The sequence below is a fragment of the Ignavibacteriota bacterium genome (assembly GCA_013285405.1).
Taxonomy (GTDB): Bacteria; Bacteroidota; Ignavibacteria; order Ignavibacteriales; family Ignavibacteriaceae; genus IGN2.
On sequence record CP053446.1, the window covers coordinates 539,973 to 559,069 of the forward strand.

Annotated in this window: 17 protein-coding genes; 6 read left to right on the forward strand and 11 right to left on the reverse strand. The window is 34.6% G+C overall.

Features of this window, described 5'->3' with window-relative positions; translation table 11 throughout:
- Window positions 1-2 precede the first annotated feature (2 nt).
- Window positions 3-1,793, forward strand: coding sequence for an ABC transporter ATP-binding protein (locus tag HND39_02335; protein QKJ95198.1), 1,791 nt, complete (start codon window positions 3-5; stop codon window positions 1,791-1,793).
- Between the two features lie 32 nt (window positions 1,794-1,825).
- Window positions 1,826-2,848: a class 1 fructose-bisphosphatase gene (fbp, locus tag HND39_02340; GenBank protein QKJ95199.1), complete on the forward strand. Its 1,023-nt coding sequence runs from the start codon at window positions 1,826-1,828 to the stop codon at window positions 2,846-2,848.
- Between the two features lie 560 nt (window positions 2,849-3,408).
- Here fbp and HND39_02345 read toward each other — a convergent pair.
- The gene (locus HND39_02345) at window positions 3,409-3,675 is read right to left on the reverse strand and encodes a hypothetical protein (protein QKJ95200.1); all 267 of its coding nucleotides are present in this window, start codon (window positions 3,673-3,675) and stop codon (window positions 3,409-3,411) included.
- A gap of 115 nt (window positions 3,676-3,790) precedes the next feature.
- Between HND39_02345 and waaF the strand changes: the two genes are divergently transcribed.
- Together waaF and HND39_02355 are read left to right on the forward strand one after the other, a co-directional pair.
- Complete coding sequence (gene waaF / locus HND39_02350) at window positions 3,791-4,786, forward strand: lipopolysaccharide heptosyltransferase II (GenBank protein ID QKJ95201.1); 996 nt, start codon at window positions 3,791-3,793, stop codon at window positions 4,784-4,786.
- A complete protein-coding gene (locus tag HND39_02355) occupies window positions 4,783-6,057 on the forward strand; it encodes a 3-deoxy-D-manno-octulosonic acid transferase (GenBank protein ID QKJ97852.1) in 1,275 nt (424 codons plus the stop codon). The genes waaF and HND39_02355 overlap by 4 nt, the downstream gene beginning before the upstream one ends.
- A 5-nt stretch (window positions 6,058-6,062) precedes the next feature.
- Here HND39_02355 and HND39_02360 read toward each other — a convergent pair whose 3' ends face one another.
- Both HND39_02360 and HND39_02365 read right to left on the reverse strand, forming a co-directional pair.
- On the reverse strand, window positions 6,063-6,569 hold the full coding sequence (locus HND39_02360) for a DinB family protein (protein ID QKJ95202.1): 507 nt from the start codon (window positions 6,567-6,569) through the stop codon (window positions 6,063-6,065).
- 18 nt (window positions 6,570-6,587) lie between these two features.
- Window positions 6,588-7,562, reverse strand: a complete 975-nt coding sequence (locus tag HND39_02365) for an isoaspartyl peptidase/L-asparaginase (protein QKJ95203.1) — start codon at window positions 7,560-7,562, stop codon at window positions 6,588-6,590.
- Window positions 7,563-7,847: 285 nt separating this feature from the next.
- Between HND39_02365 and HND39_02370 the strand changes: the two genes are divergently transcribed.
- Window positions 7,848-8,600 carry a DUF2459 domain-containing protein gene (locus HND39_02370; protein QKJ97853.1) on the forward strand — a complete coding sequence of 251 codons (753 nt, stop codon included), beginning with the start codon at window positions 7,848-7,850 and terminating at the stop codon, window positions 8,598-8,600.
- 38 nt (window positions 8,601-8,638) lie between these two features.
- Here the strand turns inward: HND39_02370 and HND39_02375 are convergent, their stop codons facing one another.
- Window positions 8,639-10,771: a S46 family peptidase gene (locus HND39_02375; protein ID QKJ95204.1), complete on the reverse strand. Its 2,133-nt coding sequence runs from the start codon at window positions 10,769-10,771 to the stop codon at window positions 8,639-8,641.
- 87 nt (window positions 10,772-10,858) lie between these two features.
- Here HND39_02375 and HND39_02380 point away from each other — a divergent pair, with 87 nt between their 5' ends.
- Window positions 10,859-11,875, forward strand: a complete 1,017-nt coding sequence (locus HND39_02380; protein ID QKJ95205.1) for a zinc-binding dehydrogenase — start codon at window positions 10,859-10,861, stop codon at window positions 11,873-11,875.
- Between the two features lie 73 nt (window positions 11,876-11,948).
- Here HND39_02380 and uvrA read toward each other — a convergent pair whose 3' ends face one another.
- The 7 genes from uvrA to HND39_02415 all read right to left on the reverse strand — a co-directional run bounded on the left by uvrA (window position 11,949) and on the right by HND39_02415 (window position 19,091).
- On the reverse strand, window positions 11,949-14,768 hold the full coding sequence (gene uvrA / locus HND39_02385) for an excinuclease ABC subunit UvrA (protein ID QKJ95206.1): 2,820 nt from the start codon (window positions 14,766-14,768) through the stop codon (window positions 11,949-11,951).
- 235 nt (window positions 14,769-15,003) lie between these two features.
- The gene (locus HND39_02390) at window positions 15,004-15,258 is read right to left on the reverse strand and encodes a hypothetical protein (GenBank protein QKJ95207.1); all 255 of its coding nucleotides are present in this window, start codon (window positions 15,256-15,258) and stop codon (window positions 15,004-15,006) included.
- Between the two features lie 104 nt (window positions 15,259-15,362).
- Window positions 15,363-16,394, reverse strand: coding sequence for an MCE family protein (locus HND39_02395; GenBank protein QKJ95208.1), 1,032 nt, complete (start codon window positions 16,392-16,394; stop codon window positions 15,363-15,365).
- A complete protein-coding gene (locus HND39_02400) occupies window positions 16,391-17,140 on the reverse strand; it encodes an ATP-binding cassette domain-containing protein (protein ID QKJ95209.1) in 750 nt (249 codons plus the stop codon). The genes HND39_02395 and HND39_02400 overlap by 4 nt, the downstream gene beginning before the upstream one ends.
- Window positions 17,140-17,880, reverse strand: coding sequence for an ABC transporter permease (locus tag HND39_02405; protein QKJ97854.1), 741 nt, complete (start codon window positions 17,878-17,880; stop codon window positions 17,140-17,142). The genes HND39_02400 and HND39_02405 overlap by 1 nt, the downstream gene beginning before the upstream one ends.
- 204 nt (window positions 17,881-18,084) lie before the next feature.
- Complete coding sequence (locus HND39_02410) at window positions 18,085-18,450, reverse strand: YraN family protein (GenBank protein ID QKJ95210.1); 366 nt, start codon at window positions 18,448-18,450, stop codon at window positions 18,085-18,087.
- On the reverse strand, window positions 18,447-19,091 hold the full coding sequence (locus tag HND39_02415) for a ribonuclease HII (GenBank protein ID QKJ95211.1): 645 nt from the start codon (window positions 19,089-19,091) through the stop codon (window positions 18,447-18,449). The genes HND39_02410 and HND39_02415 overlap by 4 nt, the downstream gene beginning before the upstream one ends.
- Window positions 19,092-19,097: the final 6 nt, after the last annotated feature.

Consider the following 19,097-nt stretch of genomic DNA (forward strand, 5'->3'; position numbering starts at 1 on the left):
TTATGGCTCAGGAAATTTTCGGCGAAGATGAAGTTTTAGGTAAAGCGTATGACGCTAAATTGATGAAGCGTCTTCTTGGATTTATTGCTCCATACAAAAAATATGTGATCTTTGCTATCATACTTAATATCTTTGTTGCTATACTCAGTGCTGTTGGTCCAATGCTCACCAAAATTGCTGTGGATGATTACATCAGTAAATCAGATTATCATGGATTGCTTATAATAAGTCTTGTACTTACCGGTTCACTGATTCTTCAGGCAACGATACAATACTTTCTCACGTATTTTACACAGTTCATCGGTCAAAAAACTCTTTATGATATGAGAACCAAAATCTTCAATCATATTCAAACACTCGCTTTAAAATTTTTTGACAGAACACCTATTGGCAGATTGGTCACAAGAGCTACAAATGATGTTGAAGCACTTGGAGAGTTATTCTCATCCGGAATTGTGATGGTATTTTATGATATATTCATAATTATCGGGATCCTTGTTTTCATGTTCTTTATGGATGTTTCTTTATCACTTGTTACGCTTACTGTTCTGCCGGTTTTAATTTACGGAACGTTTCTATTCAGAAAAAAAGCACGTGAAAGCTATCGGGATGTTCGGCTTTATCTTGCAAGATTAAATGCTTATATGCAGGAACATGTAACAGGAATGAGTGTAGTACAGATATTCAATAAACAGGAAGATGAGTTTAACAAATTTTCATTAATCAATGACGATTACAAGAAGACAAATATTCAATCTATTTTTTACTACGCAGTATTTTACCCGGGAGTTGAACTGCTTAGTGCAATTGCTGTTGGTTTGATAATCTGGTACGGTGGCGGTGAAGTAATACAAAAATCTTTAACGATCGGTGTTTTATTTGCGTTCATTCAGTACACTGAAATGTTTTTCAGACCAATTCGTGATCTTTCTGAAAAGTATAATATTATGCAGACTGCAATGGCTTCATCAGAAAGAATTTTTAAACTGCTCGATAATCAAACCATAATTAAAAACCCTGATCATCCGGTACAACTCGAAAATGTAAAAGGCAGCATTGAATTTAAAAATGTTTGGTTCGCTTACAATGGTGACGAATATGTTTTAAAAGATATTTCATTCAATATTAATCCCGGAGAAACAGTTGCAATAGTCGGACATACAGGTGCCGGAAAGACAAGCATTATAAATACTTTCACCAGATTCTATGATATAAACAAAGGCAAAATACTTCTTGATGGAATTGAAATAGAGAAACTGGATAAAAAGGAACTGCGAAAATATATTTCTATGGTTCTGCAGGATGTATTTCTTTTTTCAGGAACAATAAAATCAAATATTAATCTTTACGACGATAATATTTCCGATGAACAGGTAATCGAAGCAGCCAGAATTGTTGGTGCTGATAAATTTATCGAAACACTTCCTGATAAGTATGATGAAGAAGTCAAAGAACGCGGAGCTACTTTGAGCGTTGGGCAAAAACAATTAATCTCATTTGCACGTGCACTCGCTTATAATCCTAAAATCCTGATTCTCGATGAAGCAACATCAAGTGTTGATACTGAAACAGAACATCTGATCAAGAATGCTATTGAAAAACTTCTTGTTGGAAGAACTGCGATTGTTATTGCGCACAGACTTTCAACCATTCAAAATGCTGATAAAATCATTGTTTTACACAAAGGTGAGATCAGAGAAACAGGAAATCATCAACAATTGCTTGCAAAAAAGGGAATTTATTATAAATTGTACCAGTTACAATATAAAGATCAGGAAATTCTTTCATCCTGATATTAAATTAATTAAAAATAGAGGGTAGAATCATGCCAACCACACAATTCATGACATTAAGTCGTTACATAATTGAAGAACAAACTAAACATACCGAGGCTACTGGTGAGCTTTCAAAATTACTTCACGATCTTTCACTCGCTGCCAAAGTAATATCTCTTGAAGTTAACAAAGCCGGACTTGTTGATATAATTGGTTATACGGGTGATAAAAATGTTCATGGTGAAAAAGTTAAGAAGCTCGATATACTCGCACACGAAATGATGATTAAAGCAATGGATCATGGCGGCAACCTGTGCGTTATGGCGTCTGAAGAAGAAGAAGAGATCATTCATATTCCGGATAAATTTCATATCGGAAAATATGTTTTGCTTTTTGATCCGCTTGATGGTTCTTCAAATATTGATGTTAATATTAGTGTTGGTACTATTTTTTCCATTTACAAACGAATTTCACCAGGTGATGGACCAGGTACAATGAAAGATTGTTTGCAGCAAGGAATTAATCAGATTGCTGCAGGTTATGTTATTTACGGCTCAAGTACAATGTTAGTTTATACAGCAGGTAATGGTGTTCATGGATTTACTCTTGACCCTGCGTTCGGTGAGTTTTTATTATCTCATCCTAATATGCAGACTCCCAAAAAATCTAAAATTTATAGTATCAATGAAGGAAATTATCTTTACTGGCATCCGGGACTTAAAAGATATATTAAGTATTTGCAGGAGGAAGATAAAATGTCAAACAGACCGTTTTCTTCAAGATACACAGGATCTATGGTAGCTGATGTTCATCGTAATTTAATTTATGGTGGAATTTTTATGTACCCTTCTGATTCTAGAAACCCAAATGGAAAATTGCGTTTGATGTACGAGTGTAATCCCATGGCATTTATTGTTGAGCAGGCTGGCGGAAGAGCAACAAACGGCAAGCAACGGATAATGGAAATTACACCGGAAAAACTTCACCAGAGAGTTCCCATTTTCATCGGAAGTGAAGATGATGTAAGAATGGTTGAAAAATTTATGGCTGAAGTTGAAGTGACGGTGAGTTGATACTTGGCTTTGGCAAGTTCTATTATTTATGCCCATAGTTAACTCCCCCTAAATCCCTCTCTTAAAAAGAGAGGGACTTTATTACCACTCAAACTTTCTATTATTTTCTGTCAACAAATAAAATACAAAGACTTTATCACTAACAAGTCCTTCCCTTTGTAAGGGAAGGATTAGGATGAGTTTCAGTCTATCAGGAAATACCTGCCTGTCCGGTAGGCAGGATTCCTGATAACTAAGTGAAAAATTTATGGCTGAAGTTGAAGTGACGGTGAGTTGATACTTGGCTTTGGCAAGTTCTATTATTTATGCTCATAGTTAACTCTCCCTAAGTCCCTCTCTTAAAAAGAGAGGGACTTTATTACCACTCAAACTGTCTATTATTTTCTGTCAACAAATAAAATACAAAGACTTTATCACTAACAAGTCCTTCCCTTTGTAAGGGAAGGATTAGGATGAGTTTCAGTCTATCAGGAAATACCTGCCTGTCCGGTAGGCAGGATTCCTGATAACTAAGTGAAAAATTTATGGCTGAGGTTGAAGTACCTTTCAGCTAAATAATTTTATTCAGTTATTTTTTTTAACTCGGCATCGATTTTTTGAGCAAGCTCATCTATTGAGATGCCGATAACTTTAATCTTGGCACTTCGCAATGTGATTTTTGGTGGGTCTCCTTCCTTATTCATATACTTAAACAAGCAATAACCAAGTCTGTTTTTATCATTTGTTACAGGAATAAATTCACTAAAACTTTCAACAACGGAATAGACTTTTTTTCCCAATGAAGTCTTTGGAAATTCAATTGTTCCGGGAGGTGGTAGAGTTGTCATCTCAAATCTTTCTAAATTTTGTATGCTAAATTAATTCCATTTGAGTTAAACTTCAATATTCGTTTCAGGTGTAATCAATATTTACTTATATTTTAAGGCAAATTTTGCATCAAATATGGTTATCGACTATTCAAAAATTAAAAAAATATTAATTATCAGGCTCAGCTCGATTGGTGATATTCTTTTAGCAACACCGTTAATTCGCTCAATTAAGAAGAAGTACCCTGCCACACAAATTGATTTTTTATTAAGGAAAGAATTCACTGAATTAGTAACGAATAATCCTCACCTCTCGAAAATTTATTCTTATAATAGAGATAAATCAGAAAATCAATTATTAGTTGAATCACTCCAAAAAGAAAATTATCAGCTTGTAATTGATTTGCAAAATAACTTCAGATCAAGAAAAATAACAAGAGAATCAGGGTCTCCTGTTCTTAAATTTAAAAAACAAAACTTTAAAAAATTTCTGCTGGTACATTTTAAAATTAATTTACTCAAACACGCAAATAAAATTTCTGAAAGGTATGCGGCTAATGCTCAATTCAAACTTGACAATGACGGGCTTGAATTTTTTACGACTCATCAACCGGATTTAAGTTTGAAAGAAAATTATTCATATATAGGTTTATGTCATGGGTCCAGACATTTTACAAAACGCTGGCTGGTGGAATATTTTATTGAGCTTGGGAAGAAATTGGAGTCTTCCGGATACAAAGTTGTTCTCTTTGGTTCAATGGATGAATCAGAATCTGCGCGTTTAATTTCAGGACAACTTAATAGTGCGATAAATCTTTGTGGTGAGAGTTTATTACAAACAGCAGCTAACCTAAAAATCTGTAAGGCAGTTTATACTAACGATTCTGGTTTAATGCATCTTGCTGCTGCAATGAAAGTCCCGGTTATTGCTTTCTTCGGTTCAACTGTGAGAGAATTCGGTTTTTTTCCGTTTAAAGCAAATAGCATTGAGCTGGAAGTTGAAAATCTTTCATGCAGACCCTGCACACATATTGGGCGGTCGTATTGTCCAAAAGGTCATTTCAAATGTATGAAAGAAATAACACCGGAACTGGCTTATCAGAGTTTAGAAAATCTTTTGGCGGCAAAATGAAAAGATTCTGGCAAATACTGTATAACATTTGTTTTATTCCTTTACTTTATCTCAGTCTGATTGCTATTTCTCTTCTTAACAAGAAAGTTCGTATTGGAATAGCCGGAAGAAAAAGAATTTTTGAGGATCTGATTTTGAACAGATTGAGTTTCAATCCAGCTAAAAAAGTAATCTGGTTTCATTCCTCATCTCTTGGTGAATTTGAACAGGCTAAACCTATAATTGAGAAACTTAAAAAAGAAACTGATGTAAATATTGTGGTGAGTTTCTTTTCTCCGTCCGGATATGAGAACTCAAAAAAATATCCTTATGCAGACATCATAACCTATATGCCTTTTGATTCTAAGTGGAGAGCTAAAAGGTTCATAGACATTGTTTCACCCAATATGGCTGTATTCATGCGTTATGATATCTGGCCAAATCACGTATGGACATTGAAGGAAAAGAAAATTCCCTGTTTGCTCGTGGATGCAACAATGAAGAAAAATTCTGCGCGTAAATTCCCACTTGCAAAATCATTTCATAAATATCTGTTCGAAGATTTTGCAAAAATACTGACAGTATCTTCGGAAGATGCGGATGGTTTCGCCAGCTTTAAATGTAAAAATGTTCAGGTAAAAGTAGTTGGTGATACACGTTTTGACAGAGTTTATAACAGAAGTCTTGCATCAAAGAATAGTAAAATTATAAGGCAGGAAATACTCGGAAATAAAAACGTGCTGGTTGCGGGAAGTACGTGGCAGCAGGATGAAGATGTACTTGTTCCTGTCTTTCTTAAACTTATGAAATACGATAATAATGCAATGATGATAATCGCTCCTCATGAACCTTCACTACTACGTCTTGAAAAATTAGAAAATGAATTTTCAGGTCAAACATCATTCATCAGATTATCACATATAAATAATTATAATGGAGAGAAGATAATAATCGTGGACTCAATCGGAGTCTTATCAATACTTTATAATTATGCTGATGCAGCTTTTATTGGCGGCAGTTTTAAAATTAATGTTCATAACGTACTGGAAGCTGCAGTTTATGGAATTCCCGTTTTGTTCGGTCCTAAAATTGAAAATTCACAGGAAGCGAAAAACCTGGTTGATGCCGGTGGAGGATTTTTAATAAATAATAAAATGGAATTTTACCGTGAACTGCGAAAATTATTTACAAATGAACAGTTGTTAAAAAAATACGGACAAAATTCTCTCGAATTTGTTAACAAACATCTTGGCGCTACTGACAGAATTATAAAAGAAATTTTTGGAAGATGAATATCTTATAAATACTTTTCTTTCAGTAATTTCATATGGTGTTTTTCGTGACCAGCGATCATATATAGTATTGCAAGAACAGTAACTGATGTTTCGTTTGCAAATCCTCTTCTTTTAAACATCGATGGTGTAAAACTTCTGAACATTAAAATATTCGATTCACGGAGTAATCTGAAATCATAATTTAGTTCAAAAAGTTCACGGCTATTGAAGTTCCCTTCTTTCACATAATCATCTTGTTCAAAACCAGGTAAAGATTTCTTTTCTCCTCTTGCAATACACAAAGCGCGGTATGCAAATACTCTTTCAGTATCAAGCAAATGACCGATAACTTCTTTTACTGTCCATTTTCCATCAGCATAACGAAAATTACCTTTGTGTTCAGAGAATGAATTTAAAATTTCCTGAGTTCGTTTGCTTTGTTCGTTTAGTATTTTTAGAATATCATCGCCTTCAATAAGTGTAATGTATTTTTCATAATAAGGTGCGTAATCTCCCGGCTCTGGTCTCACATTCCCTCCAAATAATTTTTATTTCCAGATTTTAATTTCAAATATTCCTTCTGATGTTGCAACTGCACGCATCATACTTCCTGTATTAAATGCAAAGTTATAATTATAATCTTTATCCACGCAAATTATTCCGCCTGAACCTTCGGGCAGAATTTTGAAGATAACTTCTTCGGCAGCTTGCTCAAGCGTATAATTATTGTACTCCATTAAGATTGAAACTTTCAAGCAAGCTGCATTTTTAATAAACAATTCACCGATGCCTGTCGCAGAAACACCACAGGTATTATTATTAGCGTAAGTACCTGCATTAATAATTGGTGAATCACCAACTCTACCAGGCATTTTACCTGTTCTTCCACCGGTTGAAGTTCCTGCTGCAATATTTCCATATTGATCAATTGCTACACAGCCGACTGTTCCCTTCGTTTTCTCTTTCATCTTCATCAGTTCTTCATATCTTTCATAAACAAAAAAATAAGATGGGTCAACAATTTCAACTCCAAGCTGTTTTCCCAATTCATCAGCACCTTTTCCCGCGAAAAGAACATGTTGAGTTTTTTCTTTTACCAATCTTGCAAGTGAAATAGGATTTTTGATTATTGTTACTCCGGCAACTGCACCCGATGAAAGATCTCTTCCATCCATAATTGATGCATCGAGTTCATTCTTTCCTTCTGAAGTGAAAACTGCTCCTCTTCCGGCATTGAATAATGAATCATCTTCTAAAAATCTTATTACCTGTTCAACTGCATCGAGACTGCTTCCACCTTTTTCAAGAATTTGTTTTCCTATTTTCAGAGCTTCGGTCAACGAATTTATATAAAGCTGTTTTTCTGATTCAGGCACATTTGAATCCATCGAACCTGCACCACCGTGAATTACAATAGTGTATTTTCCGTTCAACTGCTGAGCAGTACCGCTAACCGGGAGTAAGATTAAGTTTAAGAGTAAGAGTAAGAATGAAGAAACTTTATTTTGTGTGAAGATTTTCATAAAAATTTAGATTAATTTTATTAACGTATAGAAATTATAAAATATTTTGTGAATAACCAGTTCTTTCCATATTTATTTGGTTAGAAATAATAGATATTTATCAGAAATATTTTTGCTTTTGATAACACTATATCGTCCCTGCTTGCAGCAGGCAAGCCTGACGAGACTTTGAAAATCTGTTATCATAAATATTGATAGAAGTATTTAATCCCTTACGGGATTATGTTGATAGCAAGCACTTATCATAAAAATGTTGTCCCGATAGGGACAAAATAAACATAGAAAATAAAACGGCATTATAGCCAAGTCCCGGAGGGACGAAATAGAAAAATTTTATTAGGTAAATATCTGAATAACATAATAATCTTTCCAGTAATTTTCCTTTTTCTAAATAGTTCGCCAAAACTGCAAGCGGAGAAATCTATCTGGAAATGCTGTGGGTTTTCAGTTGAATCGGCGAATGAATTTTTTCAAGATGATTCGCTGATTACTATTTATCTGATTAAACAAAACTGGCATACTGCAATTGTTTTTCATACTGAAGACATAGATTCAACAATCCTTCCCGAAGTAAAATATTTCAAAGGAGCAGAACTTATTGATATCGGCTGGGGTGATGAAGCTTTCTATCAGAATCCTGACTTTGATTGGGAACTTGCTTATCAGGCATTGTTCTATCCAACACCAAGCACTTTACGAATGGAAGGTATTTACATTTCGATGATTGAATATTTTAATATTTCTGAGATTGTTGTGGAACTAAAAATTAACAATGAACAATTAAAAATTATTTTGGAATATATTTCTGAAACTATTTGGAGAGACAATGAAGGAAATATTAAAATTTTAAGTACCCAATATTTAAACAGAGTTTACTTCTTCAAAGCAAACGGAGATTATCATTTATTCAACACTTGCAACACCTGGCTTGCAAGAGGTTTGAAGAAAGCAGGATTTGAAATTGAAGATGATATTGTTTTAACTGAACAACTCTTTAATGAAGCAGAAAAATTCGGGGATGTTGTTAAATCAGAATGAAAAAGAATCCGAATTATTTAATTAAGCAACATTATTTGCTATTCAATTTTACCATTTAAAATTTCCGAAGATAATTTTTCAGCTTTATAAAGATCACGAATCGCTTCAATCATCCCTTCTGCACTCAAGCTGACTGTCCGGTTTTTTTCTGTGGTATAAATATATCTTCCGGCATGACTTTCCATATTTCCATCGAACGCAAGTCCGACAACTTCCGCATCTTTATTTATAACAGGACTTCCCGAATTTCCACCGATGATATCACAAGTGCTTATGAAGTCCAATGTTGTAGAAAGATCAAATTCTTCAGGCAAATTTTCCCAGTAGTCCGGAAGATTAAATGGAAATTTTTTATTGAAGGAATAATACTTATCGAGCGAACCGTAAAAAGTTGTTTTGATTGGAGCTATTGTACCATTATACTCATAACCTTTAATTATTCCGTCAGAAATTCTTAAAGTACCAGTTGCATCCGGTGGAATGGTATCACCGTAAACTTCATATAATGCTTCTCCAAGCAGTTGATTGTTGATCACATCTGAGTCATCAAGTCTTTTATCAATTGATTGCAATTCATTAATACGATCGCGTGTCGCTGCAATAAACCTGATGAAAGGATCATTTGAATTCAGTATTGACTCCGGAGAGGATTTTGCCAATGCGATTACATTTTCTTTCGTGGTAATTTTTGATTTTGCGAGAATCATTTCGGCGGATGTTTTAACATCATTACTTAATAACAAAATCTGAGCAATTTCATTTTCAGGCGGAAGATTATTTTTTACAACACTCAGATTGACTAAAAGTTTCTTGTCTTCCACTTTTTTATCAAAAGATGAAGGAAAAATAAAATCTATCAAACTGTCTATTTTTCCACTCTTGTAAGCTTCTTCTCTTTTTTCATCGGGCAGCTTTAATTGTTCAGCAAGTTTTAACAAATCTTTTGCGATGAAAAAATATTTTGGTGAATAAGTTGAACTGATAGAAAGTGCAAATTTTTCATTTGCTATTTTAGATGCAGCTTTTCTGTTTTCAGCAATCTGTTCCCAAATCCTTCCATATTTTTTATTTAATTCCGGATCAGAATGAACTGCATTCTTAAATTTATTTTCAAAATCTTTTTTCCTTGCCATAAAAAACGGATCTTGAAGTGCGAGATAAGTTGATTCATAAACTTTCAATCCATTACCAACATTGAAAAGAGTTGCAACCAGTTTCATATCTTCTGCATTTGATTGCATAACTAAGTCATAATAGATTTTATATAACTCTTTCCACATCGGAGTTTGTAATCCGAAACGGTAATCTCTAAGAAATTCCAGTTGAGCGATTGTATAAAGTCTGTTTGTACTGCCAGGGTTTCCAACAACAAACACTGATTGATCTTCATAAACTGGTTCTGTATTGAAATTGAAATAATATTCAGTCTTTATCGGTTTATTATTTTCATAAGCACGGAGAAAAGCACAATCAAGTCCGTATCGTGGATAAGTAAAATTATCATAATCGCCACCAAGCTTTGATACAATCAGCTCAGGAACAAAAACCAATCTGATATCTGTGTATTTTTTATAACCATACAAAGAATATTTTCCGCCATAGTACAAAGAGATAACTTCATAGCTTAATTCAGGATTTAAATTGAAATATTTCGTTTTGATTTCTTCAATCTTCTGATTTTTTATTGCGACTTTTTCTGAATCTGAATTAACTTTGTTCATTGCACGCTTAATTTCTTCAGTAACATCTTCAATCATCATTAACTGACGAACAAATAATCCTGGTATCTTCAATTCGTCTTTCTGATTCTCAGCATAAAATTTATACTTCAGCAAATCCAGATTATCCGTGCTTAAATCCCGGAGAATTCCTCTTATACAATGATGATTGGTCATAATTAATCCATCTTCTGAAATAAATGAAGCAGAACATCCGCTGCCAAATTTCAGTGCTGATTTCTGAACTTTGTTAAGCCATTCTTCGCTCGGTCGGAAACCATACGTTTCCTCAAAATAATCTAATGGTGGATTTTCAAAAGTCCACATTTTACCCATATCAAATTTCTGTGCTTTGACTGTGTCGAAATCAATCCCATAGTAATACGATTGAGGAAGCATTGAAACTCGTAACGAAGCAAGCAGGAATAAAACAAATAGATATTTCCGTTTCATATTATTCTTTCAGATTTTAAGAATGGAATATTAAATTAAAATTATATTGTATGTCCAAAATAATTAAAAATATTTTTCTAATGTACCATGAAAAGAAAAGTTTACAGAATAAATAAAGCAGGGTCTATCAAAAATCTAAAATTGTTTGAAGAAACACTTCCTGATCCTTCGAATGATGAATTGACTATTGAAGTTAAGGCGATTGGTTTGAACTTTGCAGATTTGTTTTCAATTCAGGGATTGTATAGTGCAACTCCAAAAGGCAGTTTTATCCCTGGGCTTGAATATTCCGGATTAGTTGTGAACAAAGGAAAAAATGTAACTGAATACAATATCGGTGATAAAATTATGGGTGCAATCAGATTTGGTTCATATACAACTCACTTAAATATTGATAAAAAATATATTCTGCCACTGCCTGCTGATTACAGCTTTGAAGAAGGTTCTGCGATGGTTGTTCAACCATTAACGGCGTATTATTCATTATTTGAACTTGGAAATTTAAAACCAAATCATACTGTACTTATTCACAGTGCTGCTGGAGGAGTTGGAATTTATGCAAACAGGATTGCTAAACAATTTGGTGCTTATACGATAGGCACAATTGGGTCGGAGTCAAAAAGAAAGGTTTTAATTAATGAAGGATATGATGAAGTAATCGTAAGGAATGAAAACTTTGACAGACAATTAAAAATAACTCTTGGAGAAAGAAAACTTAATCTTGTGCTGGAATCAATTGGTGGAAAAATATTTGAAGCAAGTTTTAAATCTCTTGCACCTTCGGGAAGAATAATTATTTATGGCTCAGCAAATTTTATGAGCCGGAATTCACGACCAAATTATTTAAATGTCATTTACAAGTATCTGACTCGACCAAAAGTTGATCCGTTATCACTATCAGACAAAAACCGTTCGGTTATGGGATTTAATCTTATTTATTTATGGGATCATCCGGAGGAACTGAGAGAAATGCTTATTAAAATAATTGATATGAAACTGGAGAAGCCGCACATCGGGGAAGTTTTTTCATTTGATAATTTAATTAATGCTTTGAAATATTTTCAGACCGGGAAAAGCATCGGGAAAGTTGTCGTTAAAACTTAGTGCGACTAAGTGCTCTTAGTGTCTTAGTGGTAGAAAAATACTTTTACCACTGAGACACCTAGTACACTAAGATTCACTTAGAATGTGAGGAACCATTCAAATACGTTTTCAAATATTTACCTGTCCACGAATTTTCAACTTCAATAATTTCTTCCGGCGTTCCGATTGCAACAACTTCTCCACCTTTTTCTCCTGCTTCGGGACCGAGATCAATTATGTAATCAGCACATTTGATAACATCAAGATTGTGTTCAATAATTACAACCGAATTTCCTCTTTCAACAAGCATATTAAAGCAATTCAGTAATTTCGAGATATCATCGAAGTGAAGTCCGGTTGTAGGTTCATCAAAGATGAAAAGTGTATGATTATTTCCTCGACTTGCTGCAAGATGTGATGCAAGTTTTACTCTCTGTGCCTCGCCACCGGAAAGTGTATTTGATGGTTGACCAAGTTTGATATAACCTAATCCAACATCAGAAAGAACCTGTAAAATATTTTCAATTTTTTTATGATCTTTGAAAAATGTTAATGCTTCATCAACTGTCATTTCTAGAACATCAACAAGATTTTTCCCGTGATAAGTAATTTCTCTTGTTTCTTTTTTGAATCTGGTTCCTTCACAATCATCGCATGTTAAATAAAGATCGGCAAGAAATTGCATTTCAACTTTAATAAATCCATCGCCCTGACAAGTTTCGCATCTTCCACCGGGTACATTGAAAGAAAAATATCCAGGTTTGTATCCACGAGCTTTTGCCTGATGAGTCGAAGCAAAAAGTTCTCTTATCAACTCAAATGCTTTTACATAACTGATTGGATTTGATCGTGGTGATTTACCAATTGGTGATTGATCAACTATTTCAATTCCATCTATATATTTTGCACCGAGAATGTCATCAAACTTTCCGATATGCGATGGAGCCATTCCAAAATACTTTGCTATTCCAGCATAGAGAACATCGTGTATTAACGTGCTCTTTCCGGAACCGCTTACTCCTGTAATCACAACAAATTTGTTAAGAGGAATTTCAAGCGAAATATTTTTTAAATTGTTTTCTCTTGCTCCGATAATCTGAATGCTTTTTGTATTTCTGGTATTTCGCTTTTTGGGCAGAGGGATTTTTATTTTTCCAGAAAGATATTTACCAGTCAGTGAAGTTTCTTTTTTCAATACATCGTCAACGGTTCCACTTGCAATAATTTCTCCACCATTTGTTCCTGCTCTCGGTCCCATATCAAATATCATATCAGCATTCTGCATCATCTCAGGATCATGTTCAACAACCAGAACTGTGTTTCCAATATCACGAAGATTTTTAAGTAACTGAATTAACCTGTTATTATCTCTTGGATGAAGTCCGATAGTCGGTTCATCAAGAACATAAAGAGTACCAACCAAAGATGAACCAAGTGATGTAGCCAGATTTATTCTTTGTGTTTCTCCACCTGAAAGTGTACTACTCAAACGATCCATCGTCAAATAACCAATACCAACATCGTTCAAAAATTTTAATCTCTTTATTATCTCTTTTAAAATTCTGTCACCAATAAGCAGATCATATTCGGAAAGTTTCAGTTGTTCAAAAAACTTTAGTGAATGTTCAATCGGCAGAGCAACAACGTCGTAAATAGATTTGCCGGTTATCTTCACCTGCAAAGCTTCTCTTCTCAAACGTGATCCTTTACAAGCACTGCAAAGTGTATATCCTCTGAAACGACTTAGCATAACCCGGACGTGCATCTTGTATGTTTTCTGTTCCAGCTTTTCGAAGAAACCGTCAATTCCCAAATATGTTCCGAAACCTTTTTTAACCAGCTCAACCTGGTTTTCAGTTAGTTGTTTGAAAGGTATGTGAAGTGGAATTTTAAACGGTTTTGCATTCTGAACTAAGTCACGAAGAAACGAACTATACTTTGCACCACGGAATGGTGCAATTGCTCCATCCATTATGCTTAGATTCGGATCAGGAATTACAAGATTCATATCAATACCAATTGTCTTGCTGAATCCCTGACAAACGGGACAAGCACCAAACGGATTGTTGAAAGAGAAAAATCTCGGTTCAGGTTCTTCGTATCTGATTCCGCAGCATTCATAATATTTGTTGAACTCTTTCTCTTCTCCCGTTTCTGCATTGATGATGATAAGTCTGTTCTCACCTTCTTTAAATGTTACTTCAATCGAATCAGATAATTTTTCCCGGACTTTTCCTTTCTCTGCTTTGAATCTTTCAATAATGACACGAATATTTTTTGCACCTTTGGAAGAAAATTTCTGTTCGTTCAGATCAATTAATTTTTTGCCTGCCTGTCCGGCAGGCAGGTTTAAATAAATCCTGAAGAAACCACGTTTCTTTAGAAGATCAATTTCTTCTTTTAGTGTATGACCTTCGTGCTGATGAAGTGGAAAGCCAAGATAAAATTTTGTTCCATCGTTTTGTGATTCTAACCATTCAACAACTGTTGTTGTAGTTGCTCTTGTGACTTCTTTTCCGCATTGAAAGCAGATGGTCTTTCCTATTCTTGCAAAGAGAAGACGAAGATAATCGTAAACTTCTGTTGTTGTTCCGACAGTCGAACGTGAATTTCTTGCAACCGTTTTCTGTTCGATTGCAACTGCCGGAGAAATTCCCTGTATGAAATCAACATCAGGTTTGTTCATTCTTTCCAAAAACTGCCGTGCATACGAAGAAAGACTTTCGACATATCTTCTCTGTCCTTCTGCATAGATTGTATCGAAGACGAGAGAAGACTTTCCGCTACCACTTACACCAGTAAACACAACCAGCTTATTTCTCGGAATCTCAAAGCTGAGATTTTTCAGGTTGTGCTCGCGTGCACCTTTAACGATTATTCGTTTATTATTTATCGATGACTTGTTGTTATTCATTTTAAATATTTGAGTGGTAGCCGCAACTTTCAAGTTGCGCAAAACATTTAATTCCGCAAGCTAAAGCTTGCGTCTACCATAATTAGTTTTTTAATCCAGCCTATTAATTTAAGAATTTATCGGATACAGGATAGGGGGAAATGTGAGTGCAAACAAAGCAGAGATGACATCTTCTTATATCGAAGCCAGCGCTCAGAAAGATGTCATCTCTTAAATTGGTACGAATAAAATATAATTATTTGTTTGTTTTATTAAACTCATCGAGAGCCATTCTCTCAAGTTCGCTTTTCATTTCTTTTGGGAGTGTAACGGTTTCATAATATTTGCCGTCTTTGCCTTTTTGATCGGGTGAAGAAAGAAAAAGTCCATTTGAACCGTTGATGAGTCTGAATCCTTTAATCACAATTCCATCACCAGTTTGAATGTCGAAGAATGCAGCGGTTTTTCCGCTTCCATCAGATTTTAAGGGATTCATTCTTATGATTTTCATTTAGCCTCCTTGAATGGTTATTAAAAATTTTATAAACAATTTATAACATTTGCCGCAGGATGTCAACTTTAAACTTATTCGATATAAAAAAATCTCTGAGATTTTTATTTAGTGGAAGATTCGAGCAATTTAAGTTCATCTATTTTTTTGTTCAATAATTCAATTTTTTCATCCAGTTCTTTTGTCTTTCGGTCAATTTCTTTCTCATATCCAGAAGCATCCCAGTAACCTCTTTCCTCAAAATAACTCTTAAATAGCCAGTTGTGCTTTAATGCTTCCATATTTTCGGACAAACTAGTGGCTGCAATTTTAGATTCCTCCGATATTTCTTTCAAATTGATGATGAGCGTTTGCAGATTTGAATCAGCACTTGTTCCTTCAACAAGAAGTGAACCTATAACACCTTTACCTTGTGAAGTGTTTGATAACAATGTATCTAAACTCATCACTACATTATTTATATTCTCCACTGCCGAGCTAACAGAAACACCCAAAGATTTGTACTGTTGTGTAATAATATTCAACTCGGCTGTTATAGAATTAAGACTTTTACCAGCAGATATTGTTAGATCAGTAGCGGCGTTATAAAGTGCTTCATCTCTAAACAATTTACCTATACTACCCTCGCCTTGATTAATTCGGGAAATAATATCAGCAAGATCGCGGGTCATTTCTTTTGTATAACCTATAATTCCCTGAGTTTCTTCAATTATATCTGCAAAACTTACGGGTTCTTTTGCCAGAATAGTTCCACCATCTTTTATTGGTTCGTCGCCGCCTTCACCTACTCTAAGAGATACAAATTTATTTCCGACTAATCCTTCAGTCTGAATTTCAGCTTGAGTGGAAACAGTTATGAAATGTCTGATCTCATCGAGCAGTCTCATTTTTACTTCGATCATACTGACAGTATCGCCAACTACTTTAATATCCTGCACAGCACCTGCATCAATACCGCTTAACTTAACAGGAGCACCGTTACGCAGTCCTTCAATATTCCGAAAGTATGCCTTAACTGTAAAAGTAGGTTTAAAAAGTGCTTCTTTGTTGCCAAGCATAAAAATCCCGATAACAAGTAATGCGCTTCCAATAAAAATAAAGATGCCAAGCTTAGCGCCTGATAATCCACTTTTCATTTCAAACTCCCGTTATGTTCGAATATTTTATCACTAAAAAAGTTTTTGAGTAATGGTTCTTCAGAATTAACAAGTTCGCTTATACTTCCTTCCTTGACAATTTTTCCGCTATCAAGAACAATGGCTCGGTCTGCAATAATTTTTGCACAAAGCAAGTCATGAGTAACAACTATAGAAGTCATTTTCAATCTGTGCTGCAAATCATTTATCAGGACACTGATCTCTTTAGCAGTTATAGGATCAAGTCCGGTCGTCGGTTCGTCATAAAACATCAACTTTGGTTTTGTTATTATTGATCTCGCCAAACCGATTCTCTTCCTCATTCCGCCTGAAAGTTCTGAAGGCATTTTATCAATAGCTTCAAGCAAAGATACTGCATCAAGCACAAAGTGAACTCTCTCATCAATTTCTTTTTGCTCCAAATCGAAATTCCGGATAAGAGGGAATTCAAGATTCTCTCTTACGCTCATTGAATCATACAAAGCAGCACCCTGAAAAAGGAATCCAATATTTTTCCTCAGCTCATTCAACTCAGTAATATCCAGCTCCAAAACATTTTTATTATGGATGATAATACTTCCGGATTCCGGTTCCATTAATCTTATCATACATTTAAGCAAAACACTTTTACCAGAGCCGCTTCTTCCGAAAATAATCATGTTCTCAGCTTCGATAACATTAAAAGAGATGCCATCTAAAACGATGTTGCCGTTAAATGATTTATGTAAATCTTTTACTTCAACCATTATTTTACCACCGGCCAGATCCACAATGACAATTTTACGAGAACCATATCAAAAATTAAAATCAATAGTGATGAAACAACAACAGCGCTTGTTGATGCTTTCCCAACTCCTTCAGTGCCATTTGTTGTTGTATAGCCTTTATAACAACCAACAAGCCCAACTATAAAACCAAACACAAAAGTTTTACTAACGCCCGGGATTGCATCACCAAATTCAACTGCATATATCACTCTATCCATATAATATGCCCACGTCATATTCTGAACAAGAACTACCGCTATATAAGCACCGATGAGTGATATGAAAATAACATATACAGTCAGAATAGGAAGAATAAATGTTGTTGCAAATATTCTTGTTACTACAAGATACCTGAATGGATTTACACCTGAAACTTCCATTGCATCAATCTGTTCGGTAACACGCATTGAACCAAGTTCGGCACCAATTCCGGAACTAACTCTTCCTGCAAATATCAACGCGCAAATAACCGGACCAAGTTCGCGAACGATTGATATTCCAACCGAACCGGGAAGAAAAGCTTCAGCACCAAATCTTTTAAGTACCGGACTTAACTGCATTGCAATAACCAGCCCGATAATGAAACCGGTAACTCCAACTATTGGAAGTGTTTTCATTCCAAGTTCGATCATATGTTTTCTGATCTGATCGGTTTCGTATGGCGGACGGAAAACTTCTTTCATAAATCTCACAGAGAATGAACCAAGTCCCCCGATCATTGTGAAAAAATCTGTGAGTCGGTTTTCTGTTGTTGTTAGGAATTTATCGTTTGTAAAAAGAGTTTTCAATTCTGATACATCAAATATTGTTTAATAATATTCAAAAATATGGAAAATGAATGTGAATATAAATCAAATGAAGTGAGGAAAGAATTCTATTTAACGATATCTTTAATAATGTAACAGCAGCTTTATTTAGGATTGTCAGAAAGCATTTTCATAATGATTGACAACTGGATTATTCAGATCTTCAAATAAGATTGCAAATACATCAAACCTGCAATCAATTTCTGTAATTCCTTTATCATAGAGATATAGATCAGCAAGTTTTCTTATTTGCTTTTGTTTGTTCTTTGTTATTGAATATTCCGGCTGCCCAAATTCAAGATTTTGTCTTGCTTTTACTTCAACAAATACGGTAAAATTATTTTTCGGATCAACGGCAATGATGTCTATTTCTCCATGACTAAAACGATAATTTCTCTCAATGATCTTATAACCACTATCAGACAAAATTTTAGCAGCGAGATCTTCTCCCCTTTTTGCAAGTTCTTTTTTATCGAGATTCATTTCTCAGTGATTATGTTAGATTTTTCATCAAAGTTTATTTCTTCCTGCTCGATAAGAATTTTTTTCAAGAAGGTTTTCCGGTGCAACGGACTTGGTCCTATCTTTTTAATTATATCTCTGTGTTGTTTTGTCGGATAGCCTTTATTCCGTTCCCATAAATATTCAGGATAATCTTTTGCTAAATTTTTCATTAACCTGTCACGGGTAACTTTTGCGAGAATAGAAGCAGCCGCAATCGAAAAAGATAAAGAATCACCTTTAACAATTGGTATCACTGGAATATCCGAATGAAATGCTCTGTTACCATCTACGAGGATTAAATCAGGTTCAATTACTAAATCATTCACAGCATTCTTCATTGCTAACAGACTTGCATTGAGTATGTTTATTTCATCAATAACAAAGTGATCGATTATCGAAACCGAATAAGCCAAAGCTTTCGAAATAATTTTTTCAAATAATTTTTCTCTTTGTTTTTCAGTCAACTGCTTCGAATCATTAACATCTTTTATAACTGTATTTTTGTTAAAGATAACAGCAGCAGCTACAACCGGGCCAGCAAGCGGACCTCGTCCGGCTTCATCAACACCTGCAATATATTTTATTTCTTTGCTGAAATATTTTTTATCGAATGCTTTCAACTGATT